Source organism: Kribbella sp. NPDC058245 (assembly GCF_042882005.1).
Lineage (GTDB): Bacteria > Actinomycetota > Actinomycetes > Propionibacteriales > Kribbellaceae > Kribbella.
The window spans coordinates 113,250-128,602 of the sequence record NZ_JBHVWY010000007.1; the positions used below are offsets into that span (position 1 = coordinate 113,250).

At 68.2% G+C, this 15,353-nt stretch carries 15 protein-coding genes; 5 read left to right on the top strand and 10 right to left on the bottom strand.

Annotated elements, in window-relative coordinates; genetic code table 11:
* Positions 1-51: 51 nt before the first annotated feature.
* Positions 52-444 (bottom strand): hypothetical protein, encoded by a 393-nt coding sequence (locus tag ACFVWG_RS18300; protein WP_391544478.1) that lies wholly within the window; start codon positions 442-444, stop codon positions 52-54.
* 132 nt (positions 445-576) lie between these two features.
* Here ACFVWG_RS18300 and ACFVWG_RS18305 point away from each other — a divergent pair, with 132 nt between their 5' ends.
* A complete protein-coding gene (locus ACFVWG_RS18305) occupies positions 577-852 on the top strand; it encodes a hypothetical protein (RefSeq protein WP_391544479.1) in 276 nt (91 codons plus the stop codon).
* A 52-nt stretch (positions 853-904) separates the two neighbouring features.
* Here ACFVWG_RS18305 and ACFVWG_RS18310 read toward each other — a convergent pair whose 3' ends face one another.
* From ACFVWG_RS18310 to ACFVWG_RS18325, 4 genes are read right to left on the bottom strand one after another with little or no spacing between them, the layout of a single operon-like run.
* Positions 905-1,312 (bottom strand): universal stress protein, encoded by a 408-nt coding sequence (locus ACFVWG_RS18310; RefSeq protein ID WP_391544480.1) that lies wholly within the window; start codon positions 1,310-1,312, stop codon positions 905-907.
* Positions 1,313-1,321: 9 nt separating this feature from the next.
* The gene (locus ACFVWG_RS18315; RefSeq protein WP_391544481.1) at positions 1,322-2,884 is read right to left on the bottom strand and encodes a tripartite tricarboxylate transporter permease; all 1,563 of its coding nucleotides are present in this window, start codon (positions 2,882-2,884) and stop codon (positions 1,322-1,324) included.
* Positions 2,881-3,384, bottom strand: a complete 504-nt coding sequence (locus tag ACFVWG_RS18320; RefSeq protein ID WP_391544482.1) for a tripartite tricarboxylate transporter TctB family protein — start codon at positions 3,382-3,384, stop codon at positions 2,881-2,883. The genes ACFVWG_RS18315 and ACFVWG_RS18320 overlap by 4 nt, the downstream gene beginning before the upstream one ends.
* The gene (locus ACFVWG_RS18325; RefSeq protein ID WP_391544483.1) at positions 3,381-4,394 is read right to left on the bottom strand and encodes a Bug family tripartite tricarboxylate transporter substrate binding protein; all 1,014 of its coding nucleotides are present in this window, start codon (positions 4,392-4,394) and stop codon (positions 3,381-3,383) included. Before ACFVWG_RS18325 ends, ACFVWG_RS18320 begins: the two co-directional genes overlap by 4 nt.
* A 140-nt stretch (positions 4,395-4,534) precedes the next feature.
* Here ACFVWG_RS18325 and ACFVWG_RS18330 point away from each other — a divergent pair, with 140 nt between their 5' ends.
* From ACFVWG_RS18330 to ACFVWG_RS18340, 3 genes are read left to right on the top strand one after another with little or no spacing between them, the layout of a single operon-like run.
* A complete protein-coding gene (locus tag ACFVWG_RS18330; protein WP_391544484.1) occupies positions 4,535-5,305 on the top strand; it encodes an IclR family transcriptional regulator in 771 nt (256 codons plus the stop codon).
* Positions 5,295-6,506, top strand: coding sequence for a CaiB/BaiF CoA transferase family protein (locus tag ACFVWG_RS18335; RefSeq protein ID WP_391544485.1), 1,212 nt, complete (start codon positions 5,295-5,297; stop codon positions 6,504-6,506). The genes ACFVWG_RS18330 and ACFVWG_RS18335 overlap by 11 nt, the downstream gene beginning before the upstream one ends.
* Positions 6,503-7,282, top strand: a complete 780-nt coding sequence (locus ACFVWG_RS18340; protein WP_391544486.1) for a citryl-CoA lyase — start codon at positions 6,503-6,505, stop codon at positions 7,280-7,282. Before ACFVWG_RS18335 ends, ACFVWG_RS18340 begins: the two co-directional genes overlap by 4 nt.
* 1 nt (position 7,283) lies before the next feature.
* Here the strand turns inward: ACFVWG_RS18340 and ACFVWG_RS18345 are convergent, their stop codons facing one another.
* From ACFVWG_RS18345 to ACFVWG_RS18365, 5 genes are all read right to left on the bottom strand, one after another.
* On the bottom strand, positions 7,284-8,819 hold the full coding sequence (locus tag ACFVWG_RS18345; protein WP_391544487.1) for an AMP-binding protein: 1,536 nt from the start codon (positions 8,817-8,819) through the stop codon (positions 7,284-7,286).
* Entirely contained in the window at positions 8,816-9,706 is an 891-nt protein-coding gene (locus ACFVWG_RS18350) for an SDR family NAD(P)-dependent oxidoreductase (RefSeq protein ID WP_391544488.1), read from the bottom strand. Before ACFVWG_RS18350 ends, ACFVWG_RS18345 begins: the two co-directional genes overlap by 4 nt.
* A 121-nt stretch (positions 9,707-9,827) precedes the next feature.
* Entirely contained in the window at positions 9,828-10,355 is a 528-nt protein-coding gene (locus ACFVWG_RS18355; protein ID WP_391544489.1) for a ferritin, read from the bottom strand.
* 51 nt (positions 10,356-10,406) lie between these two features.
* Positions 10,407-12,308 (bottom strand): DUF2264 domain-containing protein, encoded by a 1,902-nt coding sequence (locus ACFVWG_RS18360; RefSeq protein ID WP_391544490.1) that lies wholly within the window; start codon positions 12,306-12,308, stop codon positions 10,407-10,409.
* Complete coding sequence (locus ACFVWG_RS18365) at positions 12,305-13,321, bottom strand: hydroxyacid dehydrogenase (RefSeq protein ID WP_391544491.1); 1,017 nt, start codon at positions 13,319-13,321, stop codon at positions 12,305-12,307. The genes ACFVWG_RS18360 and ACFVWG_RS18365 overlap by 4 nt, the downstream gene beginning before the upstream one ends.
* Before the next feature lie 147 nt (positions 13,322-13,468).
* On the opposite strand from ACFVWG_RS18365, the gene ACFVWG_RS18370 reads away from it, so the two are divergent.
* A complete protein-coding gene (locus tag ACFVWG_RS18370) occupies positions 13,469-14,425 on the top strand; it encodes a proteasome assembly chaperone family protein (protein ID WP_391544492.1) in 957 nt (318 codons plus the stop codon).
* Positions 14,426-15,353: the final 928 nt, after the last annotated feature.

Consider the following 15,353-nt stretch of genomic DNA (forward strand, 5'->3'; position numbering starts at 1 on the left):
TCACCACCAAGTTTAGGCGGCCCGGCCCACCCGCTCACGTGGTTTACCCGTTCAGCAGTCGCGATAGATGCTGGCCAGCTGCTCCCGCGACAACGGCGGCTCCGGCAACGGGTGTGCCGCGGTCGCCCGCAGCCCGTCCAGGATCAACGCGAGATGACGCCGCCAAACCGTCGTACCGGACCCGGCCGTCGCCTCGATCGTGCGCGTGATCGACCACGTCACGAACGCCATGTCTTCGAGCGTGAAGTCCTTCCGCAGCCCGCCGTCCGCGCGCGCTCGAGCCACGATCCGGCTCATCAACTCGTACCCGCGCGCCAAATCCGCGGGGGAGGACGACCCGGCAAGCTCGTTGTACCCGCGATCCGCCGCCTGCAGTTGACTCACCTGCTCGACGAAGTAGACGAAGCCGTCCCCACGGATCCGCCAGCCCGAGCGCGTGCTCACCGAGCCGCGCCACCGTCTCCACGTTGTCCGCGAACGCCGCTCGAACCAGGTCGTGGCGAGTGGGGAAGCGTCGCCCGCAACACCGGCACGATCCTCATCCCCGGCGGCCTCAGCGGCAAATACCCCATCCCCATGCTCGGCGCCCTGGCCCCCGTTTCCGCCGCCCTCCGCATGTATGTCCTCACCCTCAACGCGGCCCTCAAGGACACGGGAGTCCACGCCGCCACCCTCACCATCGGTGGCCTGATCGAAGGCGGCGACATCCACGCCACCGCCACCCAGTTCCACCCAGAGCTCGACCTCCCCACCCTCAACCCCACCGAAATCGCCAACACCGCCTGGACGATGTACGGCGATCGCACCAAGCCAGAGGCCGAGTTCGCAGCCATCCCCATCCCGACGCACTGAGCACCCGCCAACCAGCTGGTCGACGGGTGTTCAGGGTGCAGCTGGTACGGCGTCAGTCGTCGTGGGGCGCGGCGGCCTTGACCGCGAGGACGGGGACCGGGGACTCGAGGAGGACGCGCTGGGCGGTGCTGCCGAGGATGAGCTTGCCGACGGGGGAGCGGCGGCGCAGGCCGAGGACGATCAGGCCGACGTCCTCGGCGGCGGCTGCCTTGAGGAGTTCGCCGGCGACGTCGCCGTTCGAGACGGCCTGCTGGATGGTCACCTCGACGCCGTGCTCGCGCAGTTTCGCCGAGGCGGTTTCGAGCTCGGCCTCGTTGGCGTAGCGGGCGTCGATGTAGGCGTCGCCGCGGCTGGTGTTCAGCAGCAGCACCGAGGCGCCACGGAGGGCGGCCTCGGCTCCGGCTGCCACCAGCGCGGCCTCACCCTCGGGCGTGGGCACGTAACCGACCAGGATCTTCACAGGGCCACCCTAGTCGTCCTCGCCGAACGTCAGGCGCTGGTGGGCGGGCTGAGTGCCGCGGATCCGGGCGACGATCCTGGGCAGGTACGGCACGAACAGCGCGAGCACGGTCAGCACGATGATGACCAGGCTCAACGGCCGGGTGAAGAACACGCTGCCGTCGCCGTTGGAGATGACCAGTGCCCGGCGGAACTGCTCCTCCATCGTCGGGCCGAGGATGACACCGAGGATGACCGGTGCGATCGGGAAGTCGAGTTTGCGCATGAAGAAGCCGGCCACGCCGATCACGAGCGCCATCAGGACCTCGTAGCCCGAGCCGGACAGCGAGTACACCCCAAGGCACGCGAAGACGAGAATTCCGGCGTACAGGAGTGGCCGCGGGACCTTCAGGACCTGCACCCAGATCGCGATCAGCGGCAGGTTCATGATCAGCAGGATCAGGTTGCCGATGTAGAGCGACGCGATCAGCGTCCAGACCAGCGTGCTGTTGTTCTCGAACAGTTGCGGCCCGGGCTGCACGTTGAAGATCTGGAACGCCGCGAGCATCACCGCGGCCGTCGCCGACGTCGGGAGACCGAGCGTCAGCAGCGGGACCAGTACGCCGGAGAACGACGCGTTGTTCGCGGCCTCCGGGCCGGCGACGCCCTCGATCGCGCCGTTGCCGAACTCGTCACGACCCTTCTTGCGCGCCTGCCGCCGTTCGATCGAGTACGACAGGAACGTCGGGACCTCGGCGCCGCCGGACGGGATCGCGCCGAACGGGAAGCCGAGCGCCGTACCGCGCAGCCACGGCGCCCACGAGCGCTTCCAGTCCGACTTGGTCAGGTACCCGGTCCGCAGCCGGCCCTTCTCCAGTACGGCGGGCCGATCCGGCGTCGATCGCAGTTTCGATGCCACATGCAACGTCTCGCCGATCGCGAACAGACCGACGATCACGATCACCACGTCGATCCCGTCGAGGAGGCGCAGCGAACCGAACGTGTACCGCGGTGCACCCGACAGACTGTCGAGTCCGATCAGCCCGATGAACAGGCCGACCGTCAACGACAGCAACCCGCGGACCATCGAGTGACCGACCAGCGCGGTCACGGCAACCATCGCGAGCAGCGTGACCGCGAAGTAGTCGGTCGCCTGGAAGTGGCTGGCCAGGCTGCCGATCGGCTTCGCGACGAACGTCAGCAGCACGGTCGAGATGGTGCCGGCCACGAACGACCCGATCGCCGCCGTCGCCAGCGCCGCCCGGGCCCGGCCCTTCAAGGCCATCTTGTGGCCCTCGATCGCGGTCGCCACCGAGGCGGACTCGCCGGGTGTGTTGATCAGGATCGAGGTCGTCGAACCGCCGTACATGGCGCCGTAGTAGATCCCGGCGAACATGATGAACGCGCCGATCGGGTCGGAGAAGTTGAAGGTGATCGGCAGCAGCAGCGCGATCGTCAGCGCCGGGCCAATGCCGGGCAGGATGCCGACGAGCATGCCGAGGGTGACGCCGAGGACGGCCCAGAGCAGGTTCATCGGGTCGAGGACAGTGCCGAATCCGTGCAGCAGGTCGCCGCCGACACCGAGCGCGATCACAGGCCGAGCACCCCTTCCGGCAGCGAGATGTCGAGGAAGCGGGTGAAGGCGATATACACCACGACAGCCAGTACGACGGCCACTACCGCATCACGCCAGAGTTGCCGACTGCCGAGCACTCGGGCCGCCGCGAAGAACAGCAAGGCGGTCGCGATCACGTAGCCCAGTGGGACCACCAGCAACGCGTACAGCACCAGGAGCGCTGCGAGCGCGACCGGCTCGAACCAGCTGCGGTCGCCTTCAGGCTTGACCTTGGGTGCGCGCAGACCCTCGATCAGGTAGCCGATCGAGAAGAGCAGCCAGGCCGTTGTCACGAGCAACGGAAAGAACCGCGGTCCGGCCGGGTCGAAACCCTTCGGGCTGCGGATGTCGAAGACGCCCACCAGGAACGTCGCGCTCAGGACGATCAGCACGATCGCCGCGATGATCCGGACCAGCCGCGACGCCTCGACCTCTACATCGGCGGCCTTGGGGGCTTCGACTTCTTCGGTGGCACTCATACGATCCCCAGCTCCTTCAGGAGAGCCTGCACCCGGGTGGTCTCATCGGCGATGAACTTGCTCGCGTCGTCACCGGTCTTGAAGAAGTCCGACCAGCCCTGCTTCTTCCGGATCTCGTCCCACTCCGGCGAGTTGTTCACCTTCGTCACGAACTCGACCAGCCGTTTCCGGTCCGCGTCCGGGATCCCGGGCGGCGCCACGATCGCACGCCAGTTCTGGACCTCGGCGTCGTACCCCTCGGACTTCATCGTCGGCAGCTTCTTCCCGTCGACGGTGAGCTGCTCGGCGCCGGTGGTGGCGAGGACGCGCATCTTGCCGGCGGTGATCTGCTCCTCGAACTCGCTCATCCCGGAGATGCCGACGGTGACGTCACCGGACAGGATCGCCGCGGTCGCCTCACCGCCACCGGAGTAGCTGATGTACTTCACCTTCGACGGATCGGCGCCGGCGGCCTTCACCAGCGTGCCCGCCGTGATGTGGTCCGTCCCGCCGATCGTGCCGCCGCCCCAGCTGACCTTCGCCGGGTCGGACTTGTAGAGGTCGACCAGGTCCTTCAGGGTCTTCAGCGGGGAGTCGGCCTTGACCACGATCACCTCCTGCTCGGCGGTGATGGTCGCGATCGGGGTGGTGTCGGAGACTTTGATCTGGGACTGGTTCAGGGTCAGTGCGCCGACCATCACCAGCCCGGTGATCATCAGCGTGTGCGGGTCTTTGCGGTTCTTGGTCACCAGTTTGGAGATGCCGACCGCACCACCCGCGCCGGTCACGTTGACGACCGAGACCGAACGTTCGCCCAGCAACTTCTTCTCCTGGACCACGTGCTGGAACTGGCGGGCCGTCAGGTCCCAGCCGCCACCAGGGGCAGCGGGCACCATGATCTCGACATTGCGGCTCGGGAAGTCGCCGGCGACGCTGCCGCCGTCGAGTGTCTTCGACAAGGCCGAACAACCGCTGAGCAGCAGGCTGCCGGCCAGGCCCGCGGCGACCAGCGCCGTCCTGTGTCGCGCCATGGGATGCCTCCGGGGCGTGAGGGGTCGATGGGTGGGAAAGTAGCAGCATTCCACCAGGAGGTACAGAGATTCCGTTCTACGGTACGGCGGGTTATCGTCGAACCGCTGGTTGAACTGCGAAGCGTGGGAGATGGGGACCGATGGCCGACGGCGACGGGGTTCGGAGCGTGCACCGCGCGCTGGACCTGCTCGAACGCTTCGATGACGAGCACCCTAGCTGGACGCTGGCCGCACTGACCACGGCGAGTGGGTTGCCCAAGACAACGGTTCTGCGACTCGTGACGACGCTCGAGCAGCGCGGCCTGGTCGCGGCGATAGGCCCGGGCAAGTATGCGATCGGGCCGGGCTTCCTCCGGTGGTCGCGGCTGAGCAGCGCCACGATGGAGATCCCGCCGGCGGTTCGGGCCGCGATGGGACGGCTGGCCGCCGATACCGGTGAGACCGCCAACCTCTATATCCGCGTCGGGCGTGCGCGGGTCTGTCTCGCGCAAGCCCTGGGCACGTTGAGCATCCGGCACTCGATCGCGGTCGGCTCGTCGATGCCGTTGTGGAGCGGTGCCGCGTCGAAGGTCCTGCTGACCGACCCGCCGGTGCTGTCGGTCGATCCGTCCGTGATCGAAGAGATCGCTCTCGAAGCACCCCGTCCACCGGGCTTCGCCAAACGCCTCCGCGCTGCCGCGACCGATGCCGCCGCTCGAGGCTTCGCCATCAGCCATGGTGAACGCGAGCTCGGCGCCTCCGGCGTCGCTGCTCCCATCCGTCGTCCCGATGGCCGCGTCGTGGCTGCCATCGCCATTGGCGGTCCGACCACCCGGTTCAGCGACGACCGCCTGCCCAACTACATCAACGCCGTACGCCGCTGCGCCGCCACGATCATCACCACCAACTGGAGCGGCTTCAGTGCGACCTGATGCGGACCTGCTGGTTGGGGTGCGAGTGCTCGACCTCACCAACGTGCTGGCCGGTCCTTTCGCCGGTTACCAGCTCGCGCTCATGGGTGCGGAGGTGATCAAGGTCGAGGTCCCGGGAACCGGCGACCTGGCTCGCAACCTCGGGGGAGACCCTGAGCTCTCCGCAGCAGGTCTCGGCATCTCGTTCCTCGCTCAGAACAGCGGGAAGCGCTCTCTCACCCTGGATCTCAAGAACCCGGCCGGCCGCGAGGTCTTCGAGCGCCTGGTCGGCGAGGCCGACGTACTGCTGGAGAACTTCCGTCCCGGCGTCCTCGCCCGCCTCGGCTTCCCAGCCGACACGCTGCGCGAACTGAACCCGGGCCTCGTGTACTGCGCTGTCTCCGGTTTCGGCCAGACCGGTCCGATGCGCGGACGACCGGCGTACGACCAAATCATCCAGGGCCTGTCCGGGATCATGAGCGTCACGGGAACGCCAGAGAGCGCTCCAACGCGTACCGGCTTCCCGATCGCCGACACCCTCGGCGGGTACGCCGCCGCCTTCGCCATCTCGGCCGCACTCGTGAAGCGCTCTCGCACCGGCATCGGCAGCTTCCTCGACGTGTCCATGCTGGAGACCGCGGTCGCCGCCATGGGCTGGGTCGTTTCCGACTACCTGGTCGGCGGTCGGGTCCCACGGGCCATGGGCAACGAAAACGCCACCTCTGCCCCGTCCGGCACCTTCCGCACCGCCGACGGCGCGCTGAACATCGCCGCCAACAAGCAAGAACAGTACGTCGAACTCTGCCGCGTCCTCGACCGCCCGGACCTGCTCACCGACGAACGCTTCGCCACTCGCGAGTCCCGCAAGACCCACCGCTCTGAACTCAAAGCCGAACTAGAGAAAACCCTCGAACGCCATTCGGTCGCGCACTGGGACAACCTCCTCGCGGACACCGGTGTACCGGTCGCTCCCGTGCTCTCCGTCGAGGAAGCGCTCACTCTGGATCAGCTGAGCGAGCGAGAGCTCTTCCACGAGGTCTCCATGCCCGACGGCAGAGAGCGCTCTCTGCGCGTTCTCGGCAGCAGTGTCCACGTAGACGGCCAAGCCGTCGGCCCCACCACCCGCCCACCCCGCCTGGGCGAACACACCACAGACATCCTCACCGAACTCGGCTACACCCAAGCCGAAATCGAGTCCCTAGCCAAGGAAGGCGCCACATGACCAGTACGACGGACGCCGCCGACTGGTGGGCGACGGGGATCTCGGACATCGCTCCCGGGACCATTCGCTTCCACGGCTACGCGATCGAGGACCTGATCGGTGCGGTGTCCTTCCCGCAGATGATCTGGCTGATGGTCCGCGGCAACCTCCCGACCGCAGGCCAGACAAGCCTCCTGGAACGCACACTCGTCGCCGCCGTCGACCACGGCCCCCAAGCGCCCTCGATCGCCGCCGCCCGCATGGCCGCCTCCTGCGGCCTCCCGCTCAACAACGCGATCGCTACCGGCGTCAACCTCCTCGGCGACATCCACGGCGGCGCCGGCCAGCAATGCCTAGAACTCCTCTACGACCTCGACCGTACCGGCCAGCACCCCGCCGACCTAGTCGCGTCGTACAAGGCCCGCAAGGCCTACCTCCCCGGCTTCGGCCACCGCTTCCACCCCCACGACCCCCGCCGCGACCCCCTCATCGAAGCTGCCCACCAAGCCGTTGCCGAAGGCACCATCTCCGGCCACCACCTGCAAACCGCCCTCGCTCTGGAGAGCGCTCTCGCTCCCGTTCCCATGAACGTAGACGGCGCCACCGCCACCATCTACGCCGAACTAGGCTTCGACCCCCCACTCGCCCGAGGCCTCTTCATCCTCTCCCGCTCCGTAGGCCTCCTGGCCCACGCCCACGAGCAATCAAAAGAACCCACCCGCCTCAAAGGCCCCCTGCCCAGATCCATCCTCCCCACCTACACCGGCCCCCCACCCCGCGACCTTCCGGCCTCCTGACCTACTGAAACTTGTTGCGGAGGACTTTGCCGGTGGCGTTGCGGGGGAACTCGTCCACGACCACGATCTCGCGGGGCGTCTTGTAGCGGGCCAGTTCGCCGCGCACGTGGGCGATCAGCTCACCCGGTGTTGCCGGCGAGCGCAGTACGACGTACGCCACGAGTCGCTGACCGAAGTCGTCATCCGGTACGCCGATGACCGCGGCCTCGGCGACGGCCGGGTGCCGGGCGAGACACTCCTCGACCTCTACCGGGTACACGTTCTCGCCACCCGACACGATCATGTCGTCCTCGCGCCCGTCGATGAACAAGCGCCCGGCCCGATCGAGATGGCCCATGTCCCCGGTACTCATCCGCCGGCCAACGACAGCCTTGCTCGACCCATCCGAGTACCCGCCGAACACCAGCCCGCTACTCACAAAGATCCGTCCGGTCTCACCCACCGGCACTGGCTGACCGGCATCATCCAGGATCCGCACCGAGCTCCCAAGACACGCTCGGCCGACCGTCCCCGGCGCAGCCAGCAGGTCAGCCGACGAAGCAATCGTCGCGATCCCCACCTCACTCGAACCGTAGGCATCACACAGCACCGGCCCGAACCGCTCAATGAATTCCGACGCCAGCGAAGCCCCCAAGGCCGACGCCCCGGACAGCACCACCCGCAGAGAGCTCAGATCGCGCGGCCCAGCCTCCAGCAGCCGCCGCAACATCACCGGTACGGCGACGATCACGCCGACCCGATGTTCCTCGACCTGGTCCAACACCGCCTCCGCGTCGAACTTCCGCGCCAGCACCAACGGCGAGCCCAGGAAGAACGCCATCATCGAGGTCAGCAACCCCAGCCCGTGGAACAGCGGCGGCGCGATCACCATCGGATCGCCGGACCGCAGCCCACAGCGCCCCAGCGCACTTGCCATCAACCCGGCCAGGCCCATCGCGGTCGGCACCCGCGGCGCACCCTTCGGCGTACCGGTGGTTCCTGACGTCAGGATCGTGATGTGCCCCGGGCTCTCCGGTTTCGGCGCCTCGGGAGCATCCGATGCGACCAGTGCAGCCAGATCAGACGGTACGGCGGGAATCCCGGCCGGCACGGTGAATTCCGCATCATGCACGAGCAGGTCCGGCGCATGCCGTTCCAGCACGGCCGCGAGCTGTGGGGGAGCGAACTCCGTGTTCACGAACAACACTTCCGCCCCGACCCGGGACGCGGCCAGCGTCGCCTCCAGGAACCCGCGATGGTTCCGGCACAGGATCGCAACCTTGCTCCCGGCAACGATCTTGTGATCCGCATGCAGACCCGCCGCGATCCGCTCCACGCGCCGATCGAGTTCGCCGTACGACGTGGTTCCGTTCTCGTCGATCACGGCCGCCCGCTCGGGATACCGCACCGCGGCCACCGCACCGAGCGCAGCCATCGACTGCCCCCACTGCCGCAGCGCCCGTTCGATCCCGATCACGTGTGCCGGATGAATCGGCCGCCACAACCCGGACCGAGCCACCGCCAGTGGAACCCCGGCGGCCTCCAGCAGCGCCCTCATTCCGAACTCCGCGGCTTCCGCACCCGATCCGATCGCCGGAAGTACCCCTCCAGCAACCGATCCGTCGGCACCCGGAACAGATTCCCCAGTACATCAGCCGGCCTGACCATCGGCGGGGTGATGTTATTGGGGCGAGTAGCGATCGCCGTACAGACCTGATCCGCCGCCTGCTCCGGACTCAGCCCGGGCATCTTGTTCAGCATCGGCGTCGGCTCACTCATTCGCGTGTGCACCAGGCCCATATAGACAGTCGACGTCGTCACCCCGTCGCCCCGGATCTCCTGCGCCACGCACCGCAACCACACATCGAACGCCGACTTCGACGCCAGGTACGCCGACCATCGCGCCATCGGGGGAGTCCGCACCCCGGCGGTGGACACGTTCACGATGTGACCGGAGCGGCGCGACCGCATCGACGGCAGCAACTCCAGCACGAGCTTGGCCGGCCCGAGGTAGTTGACCGCGTTCGTCCGCTCGATGTCATGGAACCGCTGATAGGAATCAGCCACCGACCGCCGGATCGACTTCCCGGCGTTGTTCACGAGGACATCGACGTGCCCGTGATCGTCAAGAATCGTCCGAACCAGCGCTTCAACAGCAGCCGGCTCGGCCAAGTTCGTGGGGTAGGCAAAAGCCTTCCCGCCGGAAGCATTGATCTCGGCGGCAACCGCCGAGAGTTGGTCGGCCGTCCGCGCCACCAGCAAGACGGTCGCGCCGGCTCGCGCCAGCCGGCGTGCGGTCGCTTCGCCGATCCCGTACGACGAGCCTGTCACCAGCACCACGCGGTCACGCACCGAGGCCGCGAGCCGGTCGTCCGGGATCCGGGACCGGCCGTTCGTCAGAGCGACGAGCAACGGCCATCCGGGCGGGCGCTTCGCGGTCACCATGCACGCGACATTACCCGCAAGTAGTCCCCAGCGACAGGGGAAAGTTAAACCGAGTTTACAGCGGAGCTGCCGGGGTCGGCGGCCACCGGACCCCGGCCTTCCGCACGAGCTACTGCGAACTTCAGACGGTCCCGCCGGCCGCGGTCGGCGCCGTCGGGTCGCTGCCGCCGTCGCCGACGGTCTCGCGGGCCATGAAGTCCTCGAGGTGGAACAGGTTGTCGCCGGCCCGCTTCGCGACGTTCACGAGCGTGTTCATCGCGGCGACCTCCTCGACCTGCTCCTTGAGGAACCACTGCATGAACTGCTCGCCGACGTAGTCGCTCTCGTCGCGCGCGGTCCGGGCCAGCGTCTCGATCTGCTTGGTGACGGTGATCTCCTGCTGCAGCGCGAGCTCCAGCGGCTCGAGCGCCGACTTGAAGTCCGACGCCACCTCGCCGACGCTCGGGATGTGCGGCCGGATGTCCTTGTCCAGCAGGTACTGCACCATCATCATCGCGTGGTTGCGCTCTTCCAGGGCCTGCTTGTAGAAGTGCGCGGCCAGCTGCGGAAGGTCCTGGTCGTCGAACCAGACGGCGACCGCCACATACTGCTGGGAGGCCGTGAACTCATTGCGGATCTGCTCTTGCAGAAGCTTCTCGTACGTGCTCATGCAGCCAATGTAGCCATCCCGCGCCGATTTATCATCGTTGGTTTGGCTGGCCTAACCACCGAGCGTGACGACCTCGGAACCCCCGCCAGGCAGCGTGATCCGCACCGTCCTGCCGTCCACGGCAACATCGATGCCTTCGGCAAGCGCTTCCGGCCGGAGCGCGTCGCGGGTCAGCACCACAGCGCTCACAAGCACCAGCGGTTCGCCGTGATGCGGAGCAGTCAGGTACGGCGTCGCCGAGTGCGAACCGAAGGCGTTCGCCCCGAGGCCCCGGTGGATGCCGGCCTCGTCGTACCCGTGCAGGCCGACGATCGCGGAGAGTAGTCCGTCGTCGTTCCGCGCGGACGCCGCCGTACCGGAAGCAGTTGCCGAGGGCAAGGACTCGCCCGCGACCGCGAAGCCGCCGCTCCGGACGAGCGCACCGGACGGCCCATCGACGAGCGCGCACCGGATCTCCCATCCGCCGTGCACCACCGACGTGGTCTCGATCCGCCACGGCCCCTCGGTTCCGAGCCAGGCGTTGTGCCACGAGGACGCCGTACGGGCGGTGATTCCCAGCCGACGGATTCGCCCGCGTCCGCTCGCCTTGCCGTCGGCGACCAGCGTGATCAGGTTGTCGATCCGCGGTGCCTCGTCACTCAACTCGGGCCCGGCGTGGTTCGCATAAGCGAACCGGTTGTAGTGCGGGTCGCCCAGCGGCTCGACGCCCTCGGGCTCGGCCAACGGCTGCTTGTCCGAACCGTGGTTGATCAGTTGCACCACCTGGTCGTGCCGGCTCGCGTGCACGATCCAGCCTGGCGCCGGCATCGACCGCACCTGGTCTGCCTCGTCGAGCGGAATCGTGTCCTCGGGATCCGCCCAGACCGGGTGCTCCGGCGGCAGGATCAGCCCGACGAACCCCTTCGAAGCCCAGTACGGCGAACCAGGTCCGGAATACGACTGAGTCGTCGGCAGGAAGGTGTCGTACCAGCCGAGTGTCAGCAGCCCACGCTCATCCGGTACGCCGTGCTCCACGAAATGCCGCGCGATCCCGGAGCACAGCCGCCGCGTCTGACCGGGCGACAGGGGAGTGGAGTCCAGCAGTGCACCCATCCAGTACGGCGCCGCCGCGGCCATCCGGTAGGTGAGCGACCGACCCTGGTAGATGGGCGCTCCGTCGTTCCCGACCAGGTGGACGGCGTCCTCGAGGAACAGGTTGATCCGCTCGCGATAGACCGCCAGCCGATCCTCGTACGCCGCTCCCGGGGTGGCCGCCGCCATCCGGGTCCACAGCGCCGGGTAGAGGTGCATCGCCCAGCCGATGTAGTTGTCGAAGGCCTGCCCGTCGCCATCCGAGTACCAGCCATCGCCGACGTACCAGTCCTCGATCCGGTCGAGCCCGCCGTCGATGTCCTCCTGCGAGAACGGCGCACCGACCGATGCCAGGAACTGCTCACTGACAACCTGGAACAGCCGCCAGTTGTTGTCATGCGTGGTCGATCCGATGAACCCGCCGAGCCACTCGGCGACATGCTGCTGCGCCCGGTCGTCCAGCCGCTCCCAGATCCACTCGCGGCTCTCGTGCAGCGCGACCGCGATCGCCGCCGCCTCAACCATCTGCTGCGACCGAGGGGTCAGCCGCAGCCACGACTCCGGGTGCTCGGGATTGGCGCCATTCGCGACACCACGCGCGTACCGCTCGATCAGCGCCTCACACCCCTTGCCCTGTACGCCGGCGATCCGGAACGCGGCAAGCATGAACGACCGCGCGAACCCCTCCAACTGGTCGGACGCCGTACCGGATCGACTCGGCCGACCCGGCAGCGCGATCAGCGCCGAACCAGGGGAGAAGTACGGCACCAGCGAGTCGAGCAGGTGGTCCGACAACGCCTCCCAGTGCGCACGGGTCCAGCCCGTCTGCCGGGAGAGGACGCGGTCGGTGTCAGGCAGGATCAGGCGGGTCGCGCGGGTCATGCGAGCCTTCCGAGTTCGGCGGGGCTGATGGAATGGCGCAGGGGCTGGCGGGCGGACAGGAGCTCCAGCTCGCTGACGGCGAGTTCGCCGAGGCGGGCGATCTCGTTGCCGACGGCACCGGCGACGTGCGGGGTGATGAAGACGTTCGGCAGGTCGAGCAGCGGCGAATCCGCCGGCAGCGGCTCAGGATCGGTCACATCCAGTACGGCGTCGATCCGCCCCGACACGCATTCCGCCTCGAGCGCGGCCGCGTCGATGATCTTCCCGCGCGCGGTGTTGATCAGCACGGAACCGTCCCTGAGCTGGCCGAGCAGGTGCGCATTGACCAGCCCGATCGTCTCCGGCAGCAGCGGAGCGTGCACAGAGAGGATGTCGCTGCGCCGGAACAGTTCGTCGTTCGACACCAGTTCGGCGCCGAGCCCGGCCGCCTCGTCCGCGTTCAGGTACGGGTCGCTGATCAGGACCTCGAGGTCGTACGTCTTGAGCCGCTCCGCGACCAGGCGCGCGATCCGGGACGCCCCGAGCAGGCCGACCGTCGTACCGTAACTGCCCGGCATCCCGTGCGGGTCGGCCTTGCGGCGCTCGATCCGGTACTGCGCTGCCAGGCGGAAGGCGCGTTTCCCCGAGAGCACGATCGCGGCGACCGTGAACTCGGCCACCGGGAGTGCGTTCGCGAAGGCGGCGGACGAGACCTGGATCCCGCGGTCGAACGCGGACGGGTCGACGATCGCCTTCACCGAACCGGCCGCGTGCAGGATCGCCTGCAGCCGCGGCGCCGCGTCCAGGACCTCGGGCCCGATCCGCGGGCAGCCCCAGCCGGTGAGCAGGACGTCGACGTCCGGGAGTGCGGCGGCGACGGCCGGGTCGTCGAGGAACGACGTACCGGGGCCGACGGGCAGCACTTTGGCGACCGCGTCGAGGCGGGCCCGCACATGGGGGACCAGGACGCGTTCGCGGCTGGCCTGGTTCATGGCCAGCATCACGGTCAGGGCGGGAGCGGAATCGGTGCGCACGACAGCAACTTAGCAAGCGCTTTCCAAGGCTGTCTCCTGGTGTACCGCATCCCGGGCGTGGCGCGCGGAAATTCGGTGAGGTTTTTTCCAGAACCCGGAATGTCCGGCCGGAGTTCGGACGTTGTCACCTGACAGGGCAGGATGGAGATGCGCTACCCCGCCCGGATGGCGACGATGAAGGAGACGACGATGCTGCGACCGGACGACCTCTACGAGATCGTCGACGAGTCGGTGGCGACCGGCCCGGCGGCGACCCCCAAGGTGCTCGTGCACTCGCTGGACGGGTTCATGGACGCCGGCCAGGCGGGCCGCGTGACCGCGGACCACCTGCTGGAGACGCTCGAGAGCCGCCTGCTGGTGCGCTTCGACGTCGACCTCCTGCACGACTACCGCGCCCGCCGGCCCGAGGTGACGTTCTCGGAGGACCACTTCACCGAGTACACACCGCCGCAGCTGAACCTGTGGATCCTGACCGACGACGCCGGAGTGGACTTCCTCCTGCTCGAAGGCCCGGAGCCGGACAACCACTGGAACCGGTTCGCCGGTGCGGTGCGCCAGTTGATCGAGCTCTACAACGTGAACCTCACCATCGGCGTCCACGGCATCCCGATGGGCGTCCCGCACACCCGGCCGCTCGGCCTGACCGCCCACGCGACCCGCCCGGAGCTGGTCACGCGCTCGAACATCTGGGACGGCGAAATGCGCCTCCCGGCGAGCGCCGGCACGATGCTCCAGGTCCGCCTCGGCGAGGCCGGCAAGGACGCGATGGGCTTCGCCGTCCACGTCCCGCACTACCTCGCGGAGAACCGCTTCCCAGGTGCCGCCCTGGCCCTGGTCCACGCGATCTCGGCCGCGACCGGCCTGCTGCTCCCTAGCAAGGCCCTGCTCGACGAGGCAGCCGTGACCGGCCGCATGGTCGACGAGCAGGTCGAGGCCTCCGACGACGCCTCCGCAGTCGTCAACGCCCTCGAAACCCAGTACGACGCAGCCGCCGGCTCCGTCAGCCGCAAGAGCCTCCTCGCCGACTCCACCCCCTCCGCGGAGGAGCTGGGCGCCGAGGTCGAGCAGTTCCTGGCCGAACTGAACCGCGAAGACGACAAGTAACCCCACAAACGGCGTCGGCCCACCCCGGGGCGGGGGCGGGCCGACGCCCTCATTTGCACCGGCCCACCCAGCACGAACGACTGCAGGTAGTGCCGGCCCCCGCGGCTCCCGTCCCCGTCCCACCGCTCAACCGCGCCCGACCTCCCCACCACGTGCAGTCCTTAGCGCACCCGCCTCGCGCCACCTTCCTGACCGCACGGGGATGCCGCCGACCAGCACGACCGACTGCAGGTAGTGCCTCGCTCCGAGGTTCCCCTCGCGGTCCCGCCACCTAGCCACGCGTCCGACCTCCCCACCACGTGCAGTCCTTAGTGCACCTGCACCACGCCACGCTGCTGTGTGCACGGGGATCGCCGCCTACCTGCACGACCGACTGCAGGTAGTGCCTCGCCCCGAGGTTCTCCTCGCCGTCTCCGCCGCCTGACCGCGCCCGACCTCCCCACCACCTGCAGTCCGTCGTGCACCTGCGACCCACGTGGCGCAGCCCGGCCGTGCCGTGCATCTGGACGGCCCGGCCAGATCCGCCGTACGTCGGTCTCCCGCCCCGGGGACCGGGTCCGGGGGGCCGCGCATTTCAGGGGATATCCGTTCGAGTCGTCCCTTCTCTGCTCAAATTTCGAGGGGAGAAGGGGGGCAATTTCAGGGGTCATCGGCAAGGCCGGTTAGTTAGTGGGTCGGCGGCGGTGTCAAGCAGCCCGCCTGGCGTTGACGTCCGAAAGAACTGCGGGCGTGGTCTCCGGATGTTCGGACGTTGGGTGTGGTGAGCGCGGTGGGGTCGGGTTTGCGGGGTGCTGGTTTCGCTGGTGGTTGTCGCGCTGTGGCTCCCCAAACCGGTTTGGGGAGGGTTTGCCCGGCCCGGAACGGGATCTGGGGAGGATTTGCCCCCCGAATCGGTCCTATATCCTCCCCACATCGGCTGGACGCCGAC